Annotated in this window: 17 protein-coding genes; 8 read left to right on the top strand and 9 right to left on the bottom strand. The window is 49.4% G+C overall.

The features are described from left to right. Nucleotides 1–534 precede the first annotated feature (534 nt). The 3 genes from O4H49_RS09030 to O4H49_RS09020 form a co-directional block, all read right to left on the bottom strand. Nucleotides 535–1,425, bottom strand: a complete 891-nt coding sequence (locus O4H49_RS09030) for a LysR family transcriptional regulator (RefSeq protein ID WP_020591136.1) — start codon at nt 1,423–1,425, stop codon at nt 535–537. A gap of 214 nt (nt 1,426–1,639) precedes the next feature. Further along, nucleotides 1,640–2,587 (bottom strand): thioredoxin-disulfide reductase, encoded by a 948-nt coding sequence (trxB, locus tag O4H49_RS09025; RefSeq protein WP_269423086.1) that lies wholly within the window; start codon nt 2,585–2,587, stop codon nt 1,640–1,642. 140 nt (nt 2,588–2,727) lie between these two features. Then, nucleotides 2,728–3,828 carry a mitochondrial fission ELM1 family protein gene (locus O4H49_RS09020; protein ID WP_331283751.1) on the bottom strand — a complete coding sequence of 367 codons (1,101 nt, stop codon included), beginning with the start codon at nt 3,826–3,828 and terminating at the stop codon, nt 2,728–2,730. A gap of 143 nt (nt 3,829–3,971) precedes the next feature. On the opposite strand from O4H49_RS09020, the gene O4H49_RS09015 reads away from it, so the two are divergent. Continuing rightward, nucleotides 3,972–4,472, top strand: coding sequence for an Lrp/AsnC family transcriptional regulator (locus O4H49_RS09015; RefSeq protein ID WP_269423085.1), 501 nt, complete (start codon nt 3,972–3,974; stop codon nt 4,470–4,472). Nucleotides 4,473–4,795: 323 nt separating this feature from the next. Further along, nucleotides 4,796–6,040, top strand: coding sequence for an SAM-dependent methyltransferase (locus tag O4H49_RS09010; RefSeq protein WP_269423084.1), 1,245 nt, complete (start codon nt 4,796–4,798; stop codon nt 6,038–6,040). A 10-nt stretch (nt 6,041–6,050) separates the two neighbouring features. Here the strand turns inward: O4H49_RS09010 and O4H49_RS09005 are convergent, their stop codons facing one another. Together O4H49_RS09005 and O4H49_RS09000 are read right to left on the bottom strand one after the other, a co-directional pair. Continuing rightward, nucleotides 6,051–7,259, bottom strand: a complete 1,209-nt coding sequence (locus O4H49_RS09005; protein WP_269423083.1) for a sensor domain-containing diguanylate cyclase — start codon at nt 7,257–7,259, stop codon at nt 6,051–6,053. Between the two features lie 84 nt (nt 7,260–7,343). Further along, nucleotides 7,344–8,333, bottom strand: a complete 990-nt coding sequence (locus tag O4H49_RS09000; protein ID WP_269423082.1) for a hypothetical protein — start codon at nt 8,331–8,333, stop codon at nt 7,344–7,346. 109 nt (nt 8,334–8,442) lie between these two features. On the opposite strand from O4H49_RS09000, the gene O4H49_RS08995 reads away from it, so the two are divergent. Together O4H49_RS08995 and metZ are read left to right on the top strand one after the other, a co-directional pair. After that, nucleotides 8,443–8,865 (top strand): rhodanese-like domain-containing protein, encoded by a 423-nt coding sequence (locus tag O4H49_RS08995; protein ID WP_269423081.1) that lies wholly within the window; start codon nt 8,443–8,445, stop codon nt 8,863–8,865. A 78-nt stretch (nt 8,866–8,943) separates the two neighbouring features. Next, entirely contained in the window at nt 8,944–10,155 is a 1,212-nt protein-coding gene (gene metZ / locus O4H49_RS08990; protein ID WP_419715216.1) for an O-succinylhomoserine sulfhydrylase, read from the top strand. A gap of 82 nt (nt 10,156–10,237) precedes the next feature. Here the strand turns inward: metZ and O4H49_RS08985 are convergent, their stop codons facing one another. Continuing rightward, entirely contained in the window at nt 10,238–10,738 is a 501-nt protein-coding gene (locus tag O4H49_RS08985; protein ID WP_269423079.1) for a GNAT family N-acetyltransferase, read from the bottom strand. 53 nt (nt 10,739–10,791) lie between these two features. Beyond that, nucleotides 10,792–12,180 carry an aspartate aminotransferase family protein gene (locus tag O4H49_RS08980; RefSeq protein ID WP_269423078.1) on the bottom strand — a complete coding sequence of 463 codons (1,389 nt, stop codon included), beginning with the start codon at nt 12,178–12,180 and terminating at the stop codon, nt 10,792–10,794. 123 nt (nt 12,181–12,303) lie between these two features. Here O4H49_RS08980 and O4H49_RS08975 point away from each other — a divergent pair, with 123 nt between their 5' ends. Continuing rightward, nucleotides 12,304–13,188, top strand: a complete 885-nt coding sequence (locus tag O4H49_RS08975; protein WP_269423077.1) for a LysR substrate-binding domain-containing protein — start codon at nt 12,304–12,306, stop codon at nt 13,186–13,188. 44 nt (nt 13,189–13,232) lie between these two features. Here the strand turns inward: O4H49_RS08975 and O4H49_RS08970 are convergent, their stop codons facing one another. Then, entirely contained in the window at nt 13,233–14,009 is a 777-nt protein-coding gene (locus O4H49_RS08970) for a PIG-L deacetylase family protein (protein ID WP_269423076.1), read from the bottom strand. A 15-nt stretch (nt 14,010–14,024) separates the two neighbouring features. Continuing rightward, entirely contained in the window at nt 14,025–14,891 is an 867-nt protein-coding gene (locus O4H49_RS08965; RefSeq protein WP_269423075.1) for a GNAT family N-acetyltransferase, read from the bottom strand. 239 nt (nt 14,892–15,130) lie between these two features. Here O4H49_RS08965 and O4H49_RS08960 point away from each other — a divergent pair, with 239 nt between their 5' ends. From O4H49_RS08960 to O4H49_RS08950, 3 genes are read left to right on the top strand one after another with little or no spacing between them, the layout of a single operon-like run. Then, entirely contained in the window at nt 15,131–15,472 is a 342-nt protein-coding gene (locus O4H49_RS08960; protein WP_020591152.1) for an EamA family transporter, read from the top strand. A 10-nt stretch (nt 15,473–15,482) separates the two neighbouring features. Further along, nucleotides 15,483–16,502, top strand: a complete 1,020-nt coding sequence (locus tag O4H49_RS08955) for a glycosyltransferase family 2 protein (RefSeq protein ID WP_269423074.1) — start codon at nt 15,483–15,485, stop codon at nt 16,500–16,502. Continuing rightward, entirely contained in the window at nt 16,499–17,866 is a 1,368-nt protein-coding gene (locus O4H49_RS08950; protein ID WP_269423073.1) for a hypothetical protein, read from the top strand. Before O4H49_RS08955 ends, O4H49_RS08950 begins: the two co-directional genes overlap by 4 nt. Nucleotides 17,867–17,872: the final 6 nt, after the last annotated feature.

Here is a 17,872-nt window from a genome sequence, read left to right as displayed (position 1 = left end):
CCCATGAAACACCTCCTCCCGAAAGTGAATCATAGAATACCGCTTTTGGGAATCCCGAAACCGATTCAGATCAAAAGCAAAACGCTTTAGTATCAGCGCCCCTTTTTTATCTCCTGGTGTTTGGGGAAAGCTGGCGCAGGCAGGAAGAACATACTGTTGCTTTGCCGGGCGAGTCTATTTGAAGAAGTACGTTTGAGGAAGAACGCCTTGAGTGGACGTGACAGGTGCGAAACGGGCCAGGCAAAAAAAAACCGGGCCACGAAGGCCCGGCAAGTTGAACAGGGAGGCTTCACGTCTGGGAAGACGTGGGGTCCGAAGACCCTCCAGGCCGAAGCCTGGAAAAACAGACCAACCGGAGCATGGCTCAACAGTCAATCTGTATAAGATATTGCATAGCAACATCTGATGACATGAATGTAGCGTTTTTTCCGGGGATGTCGATTTACATTATTACAGTGCCGATATGCATTGGGCGCATAGCTTTTAACTAGTTGTTATATAATGATAAAAATCAGTATATTGGTTAATTAAGTCTTAGAATTTGGATTCCGCGACCTTGCGCAGAAGGAAATCACGGAAGATCGATATGCGTTTTGAGGAGCGCATCTCTTCGGCATAGACGAAGTAGGCATCAAACTGTGGCCCTTCGATCTCGGGAAGAACCTGTACCAGGTCGCTGGTTTCCTGGGTCATGAAATCTGGCAGGGCACCAAGTCCGGCCCCTGATCTCAGGGCCTTCATGATGGCGTAGACATTATTGATGGTCATGGAGGGCGTGCGCATGTGCCCACCTTTGGTGCCGACCCGGAGTAACCAGTTGATATCCGGTAGCGGTGGGCGTGAATCATCCCCATAGACAACGATTCGGTGTGCCGAGAGATCTTCAACAGTCCGGGGCATACCGTGTTTCTTGATATAGCTGACCGCGGCATAGATGTGCATCTGCGCGGTAAGAAGATGTCTTTGAATCAGATCGGCCTGACGTGGGGGGTGCAAACGCACTGCGATATCAGCTTCGCGCATGGAAAGGTCCAGTTCCGCATCCGTGAGGACAAGGTGAACCTGAATATCCGGATAGAGCTCGATAAATTCCTGCAGTCTCGGGGCGAGCCAGGTTGAGCCAAAGGCGACTGTCGTCGTGATTTTGAGAGGGCCTTTGGGGCGGTCCTTGCTCTCGGTCAGTTGCGCTTCTGTCATGGCGAGCTTGCCAAAGACATCATGCGCAGTGCGATAGAGCAGCTCTCCCTGCTCTGTCAGGATCAAACCGCGGGCGTGACGGTGAAACAGGGATACCTTGAGGCTGTCCTCCAGGGCAGATATCTGGCGGCTGACGGCAGACTGGCTCAGATTCAGCTGTTCACCGGCGTGTGTGAAACTGCCTGCCTCAGCCACGGCATGAAAAATCCGCAACTTGTCCCAGTCCATGATGGTTGCCCCAAGACGTCCCCGGCGTTTTGAGCCCTCTGGCAAGACAGTTCTCCCTAATTTTCCGTGCGTTGTGCCGCAACAGCGATTCGTTAAATTGCGCTCATAATACTTTAGGCAGAGGTTCTTAACAAATCATGCCTGCTTTGAGCTATGCAAAAAAAAACAGTGGAGACCTGTAAGGCTCCACTGTTTGGTCGGAATCAGATAAAATTCAGCTGTTTTCCTGCTCTGTAACGAAACGTTCGGCTTCCAATGCAGCCATGCAACCCATGCCAGCCGCTGTTACAGCCTGGCGGTAAATCTTGTCAACGCAGTCACCGGCTGCAAAAACCCCGGGAATATTGGTTTTGACGGTGCCAGCGGCTGTGAGGATGTAATTTTCAGCATCCATTTCAACCTTGCCTTTGAAGATAGCTGTCGCCGGATCATGTCCAATGGCGACAAACATGCCATTAACAGCGAGTTCCGAAAATTCTCCGTTGAGCGTGTTCTTCAGCTTGAGGCCGGTAACGCCGTCATTCGCGGTGCCGAGAACGTCATCGACAACCTGGTTCCACTGAATATCGATTTTTTCGTGTTTGAGCAGGCGGTCTTCAAGAATTTTTTCGCAGCGCAAAGCATCGCGACGATGGACGAGGGTTACCTTTGAACAGATGTTCGCCAGATAGAGGGCTTCTTCAACTGCCGTATTGCCGCCTCCAATGACGGCCACTTCCTTGCCACGATAGAAAAATCCGTCACAGGTTGCGCAAGCGGATACACCACGCCCATTGTAGGTTTCTTCCCCGGGAAGTCCGAGCCAGCGGGCCTGTGCGCCTGTGCAAATGATGACCGTATCGGCAATATAATTGTTGCCACTATCGCCAGTGCAAACAAAAGGACGCTTGGAGAAGTCAACTTCATTGATGATGTCAAAATGCATCTTGGTGCCGACGTGTTCTGCCTGCTTTTGCATCTGCTCCATCAGCCAGGGGCCCTGGATCACATCGGCAAAACCGGGATAGTTTTCCACATCTGTGGTGATTGTCAGCTGTCCACCCGGCTGCAATCCCTGGACCAGTATCGGTTCAAGATTGGCGCGGGCAGCATAGATTGCTGCTGTATAACCCGCAGGGCCAGAACCAATAATCAGTACCTTGGAGCGGTGGGTTTCGGACATAATCTGAAATCTTTCTCTATGGCGTGGGGCAGCCCCACGGGAATCGGTCTAATGAATTTTGGAAAATAGAGAGACTTGCGTGTCGCTTCAAGAGGAGGTTCACGAACTTTTGTCGCAAAAAGTCGAATTCTCCAAAGTTTTCAGGTTCTGGCTTGATCGACGAGATTTCTGACTTCTTTGTGCCGGGCAAGCCTTTCGAGGACCTTTTTTGCGATTCTCTTGCTTTCCGACAAAGGGGGGTACTGCCAATGCTCTAGTGTGCCGGTGAAGTCACGAATGATGCCCTTGTCTTTAAGCTGCTGATGAAAGCGGGAAAATTTTTTATTACCGCCTTCGAGCTCAACAACATGGACCGGCTTTCCGGTTGAGGCAGCCTCAGTGACCATATTCACAGAATCGCTTGTCACGATAAAGGCATCGGCACTGCCCAGAAAACCAAAGTAGGGATTGTCGCCCGTGCCATCCCAGAAGAAAGCGGGAAGATCGGCGAGGGCCTGTCTCAGATGAGCGGTATGCTCTTTTCCGGTTCGGCGAGAGGTCGTGACGAGAAAGCTACAGCCGCTGTCCTGTTGCAGCTGGTGAAGCTGTACGCCCAGTTTTTGCACGATGGTTTCGGTCAGGCGATAGGCTTTGCTTTTTCCACCGACAAGCACAGCAACCCGAGGTCGGGGGAGTGCGTTAATTTCTGGTGCGAGATCTGCTTTTGCCTGCTCGAGCCGGGCTGGGGTCACACGGTTGATGCCGCCGGTGGTGAGAAGGACATTGTCGCCGCGAAGGGTGTCATGTTCGGGGGTAATGACCAGATCGTAGTGTCGTGAAGAAATGCGGGGATCCTGAACCTGAATGGCAAAAGTTTTGCCACGGCTTTTCTCGCGTACAAGAGCATTGAAAATAGCAGCCTGACGTCCGCAGGCAATGGTTACGTCTGGCCATTCATCTGGTGTCGTGATGTCTTGAGACGTTGGAAAATCATTGCCATAAACCGCAGGATGAAGAGGTATCAGTGCAGGAGGCAACCACTTCCAGGGCTTGGCCATTTCGACATTTTTGATAACGGGCTCAAGGCCCATAGCTTCCGCCAGCCCGGTACACTGTACCTGGATCCCGGCGCGCCCATCACTGATTACCCAGCAGGTAAGTGGTTTTTCGGTCTGATTCATGACAGGTGGAATATCGCGCCAGATCCTGATCTGTGCAAGGGAAAGCCCGGTTGAAGAATGTTTTGCGGTGATAAAGCACACGAATAATTCTTTAATGCGCCTTGAACTTGCGGGCGCTGCGGGTAATATTGTTACCCAAATCTCATCGATTCGCTCCAAAGCTTATAAATAAATGGTTTGTAAGCTTCGGGGTGTTACCGGAAATCAGTAAACAGGACCTTTGTATGCGCCGCGTAAAACTAGATCGTATTGATCTTCGTATCCTTCAGGATCTTCAGGAAGACGGACGTGTCACAAACGTTGAACTCGCCCGACGTGCGGGAATTTCCGCACCACCTTGCCTTCGGCGGGTCAGGGCCCTTGAAGAAGCTGGATATATCAAGGGATATCATGCGGAACTTGAGGCAGAGGCCTTGGGGTATGAAGTTGCTTTTTATGCTCTGGTTGGTTTGTCCGGCCAATCGGAACAGGTGCTTCAGGAGTTCGAGAGTTATATGAAGGAATGGCCAGAAGTGCGCGAATGCAGCATGACCCGTGGCTCGAACGACTTTGTACTCAAGCTGGTGGCCCGGAACACCGCGCATGAAAATCAGTTGACTGGCAAGCTGACGGCGGCTCCACATGTTGCAACCGTCCAGACGATTCAGGTAATCCGGACTTCGAAAAATACACCCGGTGTACCGATTGATGACAGTGATGCCACACTGTTAAATGGGCACGACTGAAACGCACTGACAGAACAGGGGCGATCTGTTCTTGAGAGATACAGGGACGCAGAGGCTGACTTATCTTCTGCGTCCCTTTTGTCTTTTATTATGGCTGATCCAGGGGACATCGGAAACGGACTGTCTTCACTCCCGGATTGATTTCAGTTTATACTGCCAGCTAAACAAGGGGATATTCCCTGTTTGACGGGCAGCTGAAAAAGGCTTTCCTTAATTCTGGCGGTGCCTCTGAAATAAAACGTAGTTTTCGATCTTTGGGGCACCTGATTTAATGTCTCCCAGGTGACCTGATCCCGGGTATATTTTCAGGAAGGTCCAAGGTGATGAGCTTTCTGCAGGAAAATCGGTTTTTCAAACATGCTGCGTGTGACGGCCCTGGGTCGTCTTTGGCGCTATGGTTGCTTTCAAAAATTGTCCGGAGCGGCCGACTCGAGGTGACCTTGCCCAAGGGGAATGTTGTCGAGTTGGGAGATGGCAGCGGGAATATTTGTGGTATGTCATTGCCACCTCTGAAAAATGTGCTGTTGCTGTTCTTTCGACCTGATCCTTCCTTGCCGGATGCTTTTGTCGCGGGGAAGTGGCGGGTCACAAAAGGAGAGCTGGAAGAGCTTATTTTCCTGTTGCTCGAGAATGAGAAACAGGCTCCCTGTAAAACCCTTCGTGGGATGATCTCGCGCATTAAAAAGAAGTTCTTCCATTTGCGGCAATACAGCCCTGTCGATCTGTCCAGTCACAGGGTGCGTCATCACTATGATCTGGGTAACAGGCTCTATCGCGCCTTTCTGGATCCCGAGATGTTCTATTCCTGCGCTTTTTTTGAGAAAGAAAGCGATGATCTGGAGCAAGCCCAAAAAAACAAGGTACGCATCACTCTGGAGAGACTGGGGCTGGATGACAAAACCCGGACTGTTCTGGATATCGGTTCGGGCTGGGGTGGGTTAACCCGTGCGATCGCTTTGCGCAGTGATGCTGAGGTTACCGGGATTACGCTCTCTCATGAACAGTTCGAACTGGCGAACCTGCGAAAAGAAGAAATCGGCGAGAAAAAGGCGAGAAAGCTGTTTTATGAACTCTGTGATTATCGACAACACAAGGAAGGGCAGACGGCTTGTTATGATCGGATTGTCTCTGTCGGTATGTATGAGCATGTGGGGATTACACAGTATCGGATTTTTTTTGACACGATTTTTCGTCTGCTGAAACAAGACGGGCGGGCTGTTGTCCACAGTATTGTCAGGCGAGAATCTGATACCACCAGCCGCTGGATTGACCAGAACATTTTTCCTGGCGGCTATATTCCGGCCATCTCCGAAATGATCCGTCCCGCAGAAGAGGCAGGCCTGAATGTCGAAGCTGTCTATAGTCATGAGGGCAAAAACTATGCCCGAACCCTCCGGCTATGGCGCGAACGCTTTCGCCGGGCAAAAGGTGAACTGGCGACGGAGGGATATGATGAAAAATTTTCCCGTATGTGGGAGTTTTATCTTGGTGCCTGTATAAACAGTTTTGATGCGCGACAGGAGAATCTTCGGGTGGCTCAAGTGGTGTTTACCAAGGCATTACTGTAAAGAAGTGATTTCAGTTTCGGATAACGCAGTTGCGACCTTTATCCTTCGCTTTGTATAGGGCCCGATCCGCATTCTTCATGATGTCCTCTGGTTCATCCTGTTTGTCTTTGCGCTCGGAAAGGCCAATTGAAACGGTAATCTTGACCCGCTTGTTTCCGGATGGTCCTGCCGTTCTTTTGGGTTTTTTGTTGGGGCGATCCTGTCCTCTGACGACGAAAGCCGTTTTTTCAATCCGCTCTCTGACTTCTTCAAGGTAGTCGATGGCTTCTTTTGCATCCTTTCCTGGAAACAACAGTGTAAATTCCTCGCCGCCATAGCGATAGGCCCGACTGCCGCCCCCAGTCTGGCTGAGACGAGAAGCAATCATTCGCAACACCTGATCACCGACATCATGGCCATAGTTGTCGTTGAATTTTTTAAAAAAATCGACATCGACCATGGCCAGAGAATAACGACGACCAAGCTTCTTCATATCAGCAAGCAGGGCGCGACGACCGGGTATCCCTGTCAGTTCATCGAGAAAGGCCATGCGATGAGATTCCTGGAACAGGGCCAGAATCAGAAGCAGGGAGATCAGGATCAGGAAAATGGCTGTGGCACCCTGATCCCCTTGACGCAGGCCACTGCCAAAAAGGGCGATCAGCGCACCGAGATAGCCTGCATCCAAAGGGCGATGTTTTCTTGTCAGACGTACAGTCAGAAGAAGGGTTGCCAGTGAGAAAGTCGCCAACGCCAAAGCAGGCAGGGCCAATCCAGGCCCCCAACCGGGGCGCCAGTGCAGGACGTAGTGAAGATCAATCCAGAAATTAGCAAAGATCCCGAGGTCACCGGCAGGATAGTCGAGAGAAAAAATGATAAGGGCAAGAACCACAAGGCTGGCTGCCTTCGTGAACCCGGAAGGAGTTAACAGGCCACGTTCTTCACTCAATGCCAGGACAAGCCAGCAGAGGGGAAGGATTATATAGACGGCGACAGTCTGTGTTGCTGAAAGAACATCGACAAAGTAGGCGAAGATGGCAACAAGGGAAAATGCAAAGACAGGATTGGATTTTCTAAGCCAGAAACAGATACTTGCCCCGAAAACAGGCAAAGCGACGGGTGCGCTCTCCAGAAGCAGGGAGACCGGTGCAGGGTAACTTTGAGGATAGAGAGCAAGATATACTGCAGCCGATAATAAAAACACCGAAGGCAGGTACAGCTTAAGAAAATGTGAGATCACGTTGTTCGGGCTCTGGAGTCTGGCTCTGGGATAAAAGAACTCAATCAGTGTAAAGCAGCATTAGCCTGAGCACTCTTGATGAGGTCAGTCATTCTGTGCCAGTGCCTGCTTGCTGATTCTTTCCATGATATCCTCGATTTCCGGTTTGGCAGGAGGTGTTTCGTCGTCCTGGGCATTTTTCTCAAGAAAACTGTCGATACTGTCCGAGAGGTTTTCTGCAGTATCATCATCACCAGCATCATCCTCCCCAGTGCCGTTATCTCCGGTGTCGTCATTTTCACTTTCTGCTTCAGCAGTCAGTTCTGCATCCTGATCAGCATCCTCAAGTTCAGCGTCTTCAAGCTCCATATCTGCAATTTCAAAAGAGTCGTCCGCTTCCTCAGAAGAAACAGAATTTTCACTGGCCTCTTCAGAATCCTCGGTTGCGAAGTCCTCGGGGAGGACTTCCTCGAGATTCTCTGCAATCTCGGCAATCAGGGCATCTTCAGAGTCGTCTTCCAAAGCGAAGTCATTGGAATCGTCTTCTTCCGCATCGTCCTCTTCGCCATTTTCAGAAACCAGCATGTCATCGTCAGTGGTTTCATCTGCGAGATTATCTGTACTTTCATCCGTTTCGAGAGCGGGTGTCTCATCCTGATCTGGAGTACTCTCAGTTGGCTCTTCGGAGGCAGGTTCTTCTTCGGTTACTTCGAACTCTTCGGCGGAATCGGGGGCGTCAGCAATCTCTGGGACTTCCGGATCGTCGATTTCCAGCTGCTGAACTTCATCACCGGTCTCTGTGGTCTCTTTTGCTGTAATTGCAAGGGTTTCTCCGGTCATTGCTGAAATTCGGGCATCCATATCGTGCAGAGTATCGCTGGTGTTTCCGCTTTCAATCGCTTGCAGGAGAGAGAAGAGCATGGAACGAAGCTGTTCATTTTCGCCCTCTAACTTCTCAATCACCTGGTCTTTTTGCTCTGTGACATTGAGCAGGGCAATCAGGCGTTTGCTATAACCTTGTTGCTGATCTGCAAGGAGACCAAAACGTCCCTCGGCGGCTTCTACTCTTTGGCGAAGTTCTTCTAAGTCAGACATACCAGAATCCCAAATCATAAGTATTTGAGATAAGTATTGGTCGAAAAAGGTTTTAAAATCCCTAATTCTCCATATTAATAAGCGGCTCAGGGAAGAAGGAGTAGGTTATATGGGACAGGATTACGCGGGTGATGTATCAGTTACGACCGCCTGGAAAGCCTTGCAGGAAGATCAGAACGCCATTCTTGTCGATGTGCGGACGATCCCGGAATTCCAGTTTGTCGGTGTGCCAGATCTTTCTGCTGCGGGAAAACAGGTTCACTGTTTGTCGTGGCAGGTCTATCCACAGATGCAGGTGAACCCTAACTTTGTCGAGGCAATCCAGGAGCTGGCAACCTCGGAAGATCAAGCCATTTACCTGCTTTGCCGCTCGGGTGTACGGTCTGTTTCGGCAGCGGTTGCACTGACCGCTGCAGGGTTTAAAAACTGCTATAATATCGAGCAGGGTTTTGAAGGTCCCCCTGATCCCAGTGGTCATCGTGGCGCAATTGCCGGATGGAAAGCATCCGGTCTTCCCTGGAAACAGAACTGAGGAAAGGTTTCCTCAGAAGAAAGCAGCTTAATGGCTGTTTATGACTCTTCAGCCTGAATTGGCTGGATAATGATATGGATGAGAAAGATGACGGATAATACTTCAAAGGTTTCAGCAGGCAGGCTTCGCCCCCAGACAGAACTGGTGCGTGGCGGGCTCATGCGCAGCGGATTCGATGAAACCAGCGAAGCAATGTTTCTCAATTCCGGTTATGTCTATTCCTCTGCAGAAGAGGCCGAGCAGGCCTTTAATGGAGAGCGCGAGCGCTATGTCTATTCCCGCTATGCCAATCCGACGCTTTCCATGTTCGAAGAACGGATGCGGTTGCTGGAAGGCGCTGAAGTCTGTCGCGGGACGGCAAGTGGTATGGCCGCCGTTAATGCTGCTCTTTTGTCCCAGGTAAAGGCAGGGGATCGGGTCGTTGGAGCCAAGGCGCTCTTTGGCTCATGCCTCTATATTCTCAATGAACTTCTGCCTCGATACGGGGTGGAGACCGAAGTTGTCGACGGTACCGATCTGAAAGCCTGGGAATCTGCCCTGTCAAAGGGCGCAAAAGCTGTTCTCGTAGAAACGCCTTCCAATCCCGCTCTGGATATCATTGACCTCAAGGCGGTTTGTGATATGGCGCATGCAGCAGGGGCCCTGGTGATTGTAGACAATGTTTTTGCGACACCGATGCTGCAAAAACCCTTGGAATACGGCGCAGATATCGTTGTCTATTCCACAACAAAGCATATTGATGGTCAGGGGCGTTGCATGGGAGGCGCAATCCTTTGCAGCAAGGAATTCGACGCAGATCACCTGAAAGATTTTTACCGCCATACCGGCCCCTCCATGAGCCCGTTCAATGCCTGGACCATGCTTAAGGGACTCGAGACGCTTGGATTGCGGGTCGATCGCATGAGTGACAATGCCCTTGCTCTGGCGAGCCATCTTGAGACCTTGCCTGGCCTCAGGAAAGTTATCTATCCCGGCCTGAAATCCCATCCCCAGCATGAATTGGCAATGGCCCAGATGTCAGGTAAGGGCAGTACATTGATCGGTCTGGAGCTTGATGGGGGCAAGGAAGCGGCTTTCAAAGTTCTTAACCGTTTGCGGGTTGCGGACATCTCCAACAATCTTGGCGATGCAAAAACCCTGATCACACACCCTTCTTCAACCACCCATCAACGTTTGAGTGAAGAAGAAAGACTGGCTGTCGGGATTACCCAGAGCTTCTTGCGGATCTCTGTCGGTCTGGAAGACGTCGAAGATCTCAAAGAAGATCTGGAGCAGGCCATTCGTGGATAAGGCAAAGTAACTACAAGAAACAGGGGGGCTTTTAATGCCCCCATTTTTTTATGGGTTTCTTTTTAGGGCTTCTTTCCTGGATCTACTGGCTTTGGGACTGGTGGGAGTGTGCAGGCCAACGGGTTTGTAATGCCAGTTTCATACCTTCATGGCTGGCTTTGAAACCAAGTTTTTCGTAGAAACTTATGGCGTCAGGTCTAGACTTGTCTGTGGTCAGTTGGACCAGTTCACAACCGCGTGCCCGACACTGCTCAATGGCCCAGTTGAACATCTTCTGCCCCAGCCCGCTGCCGCGATGATCTGCTGCAATACGTATACTCTCGATTTGCCCGCGCCACATCCCCTGACGCGAGAGGCCGGGAATGAAGCTCAACTGCAAACAACCGACAATCACGTTTTCCAGTTCCACCACAGCCAGATATTGATTGGGGTCGCGTTCTATCGCTTTGAAAGCCGAGATGTACTCCTTGTTGAGAGGAAGAGAACTATCTTCCCTGCTTGCTCCCAATAGGTCATCGGCAAGCAGCGTAACAATTTCGGGTAAGTCGGCCTCACTGGCGCGTCGATATCGGATAGTATTCATTCCCTCAGGCTAGGATCATCTCATGATCGAAGCAATGGTTTCATGTTTTTGTTCTAGCAATACCCCAACTCCTTTTCCACTTCTGCCAGGCTTTCATCAATTATGTTCATCGCCTGTTCCATTTGAGCCTGGGTGGTTACCAGTGCCGGGGTGAAGGTCAGGACGTTGCCCATGGTGGTCTTGAAGCTCAGGCCTTTATCGAGCGCACGGTAGAGCACCATATCTGCGGCGTCATTGGCGGGGGAACGGCTGTCTCGATCTGTCACCAGTTCGGCCCCGAAGAGGCAGCCCCGTCCCCGGACATCGCCGATCAGGGGGTGGCGGGTCATCATTTCCTGCAAACGCTCAAAGGCGTAATGCCCAACCGTGGCGGCATTCTCGACCAGTCCTTCATCTTCAATAATCTGAAGCGTGGTCAGGGCGGCGCGGGTGGTTACCGGATTTTTTTCGTGGGTGTAGTGTCCATAGGCATATTTGTCAGCAATATCCAGTTCAGGTCGGCAGAGTGTGGCCGCAATAGGCAAGATACCGCCGCCAAGACTTTTCCCTACCACCAGAATGTCCGGCACCACGTCATCATGTTCGCAGGAAAACATCTTGCCGGTTTTGCCAAGGCCTGTAGGGATTTCGTCGAAGATCAGCAAGGCACCATGATCGTTACAAGCCTGTCGCACTTTTTGCCAGAAACCGGGAGGGGCAATGTAGGGAACGGCCCGGGTAGGTTCGGCGATCACAGCGGCGATATCACCTTCTTTTTCCAGTACGTAACGGATGGTGTTGGCACAGAGATCGGCTGATCCCTCGCGTACGTCCCAGGCATTTCGATAATCCCCAAAGGGAGGAACATGCTCGGTACCGGGGAGTAATGGGCCTATGGGGCCGGAGCGGAACATTTCCTCGCCCCCGATCGAGCGGGCACCGAAACCCGCACCGTGAAAAGAATCCCAAAAGGAGATGGTCTTGAAACGTCCGGTCTTGGCCCTGGCATAGGCTAGAGCGATTTCGATGGCATCAGACCCGCCTGTGGCAAAGAGAACCTTGCCCAGATCCCCCGGGGCCAGTTCAATCAGCTTTTCCGCCAGTTCTACCGCCGGGTCACAGGTGAAACGGCGGGGGGCAAAGGGCAGGTCATCCAGCTGTTTTTTGATCGCGTCTTTCAGGCGCGGGTGCCCATAACCGATGTGGTGGACGTTATTGCCGTGGAAATCCATAAAACGTTGGCCACGATTGTCTTCAATCCAGATGCCTTCAGCCTTGCGGATGACAGAAAGGCAGGGTGTGGAAACCGACTGGTGCAGGAAGACTTTCTGGTCCCGGTCGAGGAGCTCTTTCGCGCCGCTGTCGATATTTCTGACATGCCAGTCCTTGCGCCGGGGCGAGTGATTGACGTCGCCTTCGGCTCCCTGTGGGGTGGTGTGGACATCAGGGCGGGAAGTGGACATGGACTTTTCCTTGCATGAAATGATGCGAGAGCGGGTGTGTTCTGTTCTGGAGTATGAGGACAAAAGTGATATAATTCTAATCGTAGTTTTTTATCCCTTTCATAACTAAAGATTATATCGCAGATGAATCTTTCCCAACTCCGCGCTTTTAATGCTGTTGCCCGTGAAGGCAGCTTTACCCGTGCTGCGGAACGATTGTCCATCAGTCAGCCCGCAGTGACGGCGCACATCAAGGCCTTGGAGGAAAGCTATGAGACCGGCTTGTTCCGGCGTGGCAGTAAAGGGGTGGAATTAACAGAAGCCGGGGTCGATCTGGCGGTGTTGACCCGGCAGATCTTTGCCCTTGAGCTTGAGGCTTCTGAACTGCTTTCCGCTACCCGGGCTCTGACCAGGGGTAACCTGCGTATTGCTGCGGGTAGTCCTTATTTTATTGTGCCGATCCTTGCTGCTTTCCAGAAGAAATTTCCGGCTGTGCATATTGATCTGAAGATTGGCAACTCCCGGAAAGTTACGGCTGATCTCCTTGGTGAGAGAGTTGATGTGGCAATGCAGACGGGTTGGGAGGAAAATCCGCTGGTAGAGGCTCTACCCTTTAACACCCACAATGTCGTGGTTTTTTGTCAGCGGGATCATCCCTTTGCCATGGCAGGGAAAAAGACATTGAAATTAACAGAGCTTGTCGGGGAGAGGATGATCTGGCGGGAACCGCAATCCCTCACCCGGCAGGTGTTCGAGGCCGCCTGTAAAAAAGCCCGGGTTTCTATTACTCCAGTAATGGAGGTCGAAAGCAGAGAAACCTTGCTGGAAGTTGTTGCCGCCGGCCTCGGACTGGGTATTGTTTCCTCTCACGAACTTCCCGCAGACAACCGAATTCAGGTGTTCGATGTTGAAGAATCACAACTGGAAACCACAGAATATATGTTGACCCTCAAACGCCGTCGGCACCTGAGGGTCGTCAAGGAGTTCCACAAGGTTGCCGAGGAATTTTGTCAGAGAATATGCCGTTGAATCACAAAGAGAGTCATTTGAGTGAAACTATATGAAGGGCCTTATTATTGTTCTTTGGACTCTTTAACAAGTTTTTGAATGAACCCTGTGGTTTTTTCACTGAATTCACCATAGCTCGTTACTTTCCGTGCTTCATAGAGAAGGGTGCCTTCGTGTGGTGCTTTTATAATAGGCTCTAGAGAACAAGGCTGTAGTTTTTGGTGTCCATCAAATAGGTAGTGACAAAGAGTGAAGGGAAAAAGGCCAATCCAGGTTTTAAGTTGTGAGGGGTAACTGCAACAATGCTTTAGGTAACGCCAACGCTCTTTCCAAGATATGCGGATCTTAATAATTTCGCCGTTGTGAGAAATAGGGGTTAAAACCCTGTAAAAAATCCATGGGAGAGCGTAACCGTTATAAAGAGAAAACTGGAAGGTGTTTTTCAGGCAATTATATCTCGTTGCTAAAGCTAAGCCAAGGAGATGAGCAGCATCATGATCTTGATGCCCACCTTCCCAAGCATGGATATATAATGTGTTTGGTACGCCAATTTTTTTGAAAAGATGGTGAAGTGTATTCTCTGCTGCGGAAATATTTTTATAGAGTTGTCCGTCTGCAATTTGTTGCTGGCCCCCTATAAAATGTACCTGTTCGGAAGTGATGCCAAATTTAGAGAGAACATTAAGACTTTCCTTGTTGCGGGAAGCAGAAAGATTGCCGTCAAAAGTTCCCGAAGTAAGGTAGATAAAATGAGCATTTTCAAGATTGTCTTTTAGGTCTTCGATGACTTTGAAAACGCCAAATTCATCATCCTGATGAGAAAAAAGAAAGACGTGTAACAATGTTATATGGCCTTATTAATAAGCATCAAAATCAAGAAAGTTAAAATATAGCTGTTGATTGTTCAATTGTAGATTATCTCCCTGCAGGGGAAGATAAATCAAATTTAACGGAGATGGCTTCAATTTGTCAGGCACTGGCAGATACCCCCCCCAGGAGAGGTTCTCCGGTAATGTTCCTAACATTAACCTGAAACCAAAGCCAGACTTGGGGAAGTCGATGGTGTTTCCTTGATGTGGGATTTCTGCGTATGCATTGAAAAATGGTTTGTCTGTAGGTGCTTCTATCTGGGCAAGTTGCGAGTTAGATCCCGTGATGCATCCCGGATTGTTGGGATTGGAAAGGCGCCAGCTAAGCGATGTTTCATTCCAATTATGGCGAGTGAGTGAAGGTGATGTTTGTAAATATTCGCGGGTCCTTGTCGGTAGCGCTCCAAGACCAATGCGTGCTTGTAAAGGTGTTACAAGGGAAAAACCCAGTTTGCGGAGAAAGCCTGGTGTTGAGTTGTGATTGGCGACACCGATGACAAAATCATATCCTTGGCTTTGAGCGGCTTGATAGGTTTTTTCCGCGAGTTGGGTGAATAGGCCTTTTCCTCTAAATTCAGGATGGGTCGCCGTATTGAGAGATAGTAGTCCTTTGTAGCAATTCCCGGAGAAAGACCAGTTTACAGGAATAGTGGAGTAATGGGCTGCCAGGGTATCCCCTTCCCAGGCATCATAACCAACGACTTTTCCCTCAGGATTGTCTCTATAGAGCCATTGCAGATATTTCCTGGCTTCATTTGTATCGGTAAGATGGCGAGCATTCGAAAAACAAAGACTAAAGAGTTTAGAGTATTCGCTGATCAAATTGAGAGTTGTGTGTACTGGAGAGAATTCCAAAGGTTAAATCCATAAGCGTGATTGATCAATGTCCTGCCCTGAACTATCCTTAATGGCCTTTGAATTGTCTAGGTATTTTCCCGGTTCATCAGAAAAGTGAAATGCTGTTTATGCCGCGATAGTGTCAGGTATTGTGATGCGATGATTATACCTATATCAAGAACCGGAGGTTGGGGTTGTTGGCGACTGATCCAGGTGGTGGCCAGTAATGGAACATATTATTAGTGAAAAGTTATAGCATGAAAATCTTGATCTTGGTTCTTTTCACGTTGGTTATGTCTTTGGGACAATTGCTGTTCAAAAAAGCGTCAATGGAGATTAACTGGAGCGGGGGACTGCTGGAACTTTTTAACCCTTGGCTCATTGTGGCGATCACACTTTATGCTGGTGCAACATTGGTTTGGGTGTGGATCTTGCGGACTGTGCCCCTGAATTTTGCTTATCCTTTTACGGCTCTGGCTTTCGTGATTGTGCCTGTTGCTGCCTCTTATATCTTCAAGGAGAGTCTGGGCTGGCCAAATGTTGTGGGCACGGTTCTTATAATGGCAGGGATTGCCGTTATTTCTTTGAAAGAGATTTAAGAGTATTTCAATGATGGAAGCTATATCCAAGACTTCTATAGCGGTCGTTATCCCCTGTTATCAGGTCAAATCCCATATCCAGCAGGTACTGGAAGCGATTCCTGATCTGGTAAATGAAATTTTTTGTGTTGATGATGCCTGTCCTGATAAATCTGGAGATTTCATAGAAAGTATCAGCCGGGATAAACGTGTAACAGTTATTAGGCACCAGAAAAATCGCGGTGTTGGTGGGGCAATGTTGACCGGGTTTGGGGCCGCGTTAGGGGCCGGGCATGATATAGCTGTGAAAATTGACGGGGACGGGCAGATGGATCCCCAGCTTATCCCCTTGTTCATAAATCCGATTATTTCTGGCCAAGCAGATTATACAAAAGGTAATCGTTTCTGGGATAGCCGAAGCATACTCGAAATGCCGAAAGTTCGGGTTTTCGGAAATGCAATATTGGGTTTTTTAAACAAATTCTCTTCAGGCTACTGGCGGATTATGGATCCAACGAATGGATATGTTGCCATTCATCTTTCCGTTTTTGCTTTGCTTGATTCCTCAAAAATTGCGAACAACTATTTTTTTGAAAGTGACATGCTGTTCAGACTGAATGTTGCCCGTGCAGTCGTTCAGGATATTCCAATGGAAGCGAAATACGGTACCGAAGTATCGAATTTGAAAATTCACAAGATTGTTTTTCCTTTTTTGGCGGGACATTTACGAAACGCCTCAAAACGGTTTGTTTATAGCTATTTGCTTAGAGATTTCAGTCTTGCGTCCATCGAATTTTTACTGGGACCTTTGCTCGTCTGTTTTGGTGTCTTGTTTGGTGCCTGGCATTGGTATCTGTCTTCTTTTTCAGGACTACAAGCCACACCGGGGCAGGTGATGCTTGCCGCCCTGCCAATGATCGGTGGTTTGCAATTAATTTTATCTGCTTTGAATTTTGATATGACGAATGAACCGCGCATTCCCTTGCAACAGACAATTCGACGTTCTGCAGCTTTAAAAGACAATTCCTCTGTTGATGGAGGGGGAAAGTGAAGTGGTTTTCTATGCCCGCCATCACGGGGAAAGCAATTTTCTTTGCTCCTTTGCTGATCTGCCTGACAGTGGTTTTTATCCAAATGATGAGAACAGGGTATCAAGAACCAGTTGCTGATGCCTTGGGTTATGCTGACCGGGCAGTAATTTTCTCGGTTACTCCAATCGAAAAGACGTGGGGTAATGGCATCGTTGTCGCCCCTTTCTATCCAGCATTTCTGAATCTTATGATGCAGGCTGATCCTGCTGTTGAGGTGGCATTAAAATGTTATGCCGCTAGATCAGATGGTTGTGATGTTGGTGGGTTGGCTGCTGTTTATACTGTGCAGGCAGTTGTTGTTGCACTGACAGTGTATTTCAGCTTCCTCGCGTGCCTCTTTATGTCGGGGAAATACGGCCTCTCTTTTGGGGTGATGGTACTTATTCTGGCTGCTGGACGACTGACCGAATACACGGACTGGCTTATTACCGAGGCGTGGGCTTTCTTCGGGTTTATGGGGTTTGTGGCCTCTTTATCTTATGCTGCACGTGTCAGGGATAGCTTGTGGGCTTTCCTTCTTATGGGGTTGGGACTGTCTTTATCTGTTCTGACCCGACCATCTTATTTGTATCTGGTATATTCCTTCATTATCGTAATCCCCTTGTACTGGTGGATTGTTATGAAGGGGAAACCTGTTGCGACTTTGATGAAAACGGCTGTCTTTATGATACCGTTCTTGTCTCTGGTTATCCCCTGGATGTTCCGTAATTTGTACTATTTTGATGTTTTCGGTGTCAGTGCGGGCTACGGTTCGTATATACTTTCGGAACGTGTCGCCTATAACATGATGAGCTGGTCAGAATATGCGGCCAGTTTTATATACTGGCTTCCGGATTTTGGAGATTCCCTGAGCAAAACGCTATTTGATCCAGCCCTGTACCAGAAACTCGATTTCGGGGCTTCTGACGGGTATTACCGCTATGGCAACTCTGTTCTGCGCTCTACCATTTATGCTGCAGCCGAGACGGATAAAGAACGTGTCAGTCTTTTGGTGAATGACTATATTTTAGGTGATCTGGTCAAACACATTTTTGTCACCTTTTCTTTGGCTCTGCGCGGGATGTGGGTAGCAAAATATCTGGGTTTGATTGGTGTTTTCTTCATGATCCCGGCCTTCTTTCTTTACAAAAGAATGACCGGAGTGGGGCCCCTGCTTCTTTTTGCCTATCCCTTTTTCTTTATGGTTGGATTTAACGCTTTTGTTTCGGTGAGTATTCCTCGATACAACGCGCCGATTGTTCTGCTGTACGCGATGGCTATCGTGATCTGTGGGCCAGCAGTGTTTCAGGTCGTGAAAAACCGTTGTTTGCCAAGGGTGACCTGATTTTAC

Source organism: Kiloniella laminariae, assembly GCF_027214005.1.
Lineage (GTDB): Bacteria > Pseudomonadota > Alphaproteobacteria > Kiloniellales > Kiloniellaceae > Kiloniella > Kiloniella laminariae_A.
This window is presented reverse-complemented; position numbering and strand designations above follow the sequence as displayed.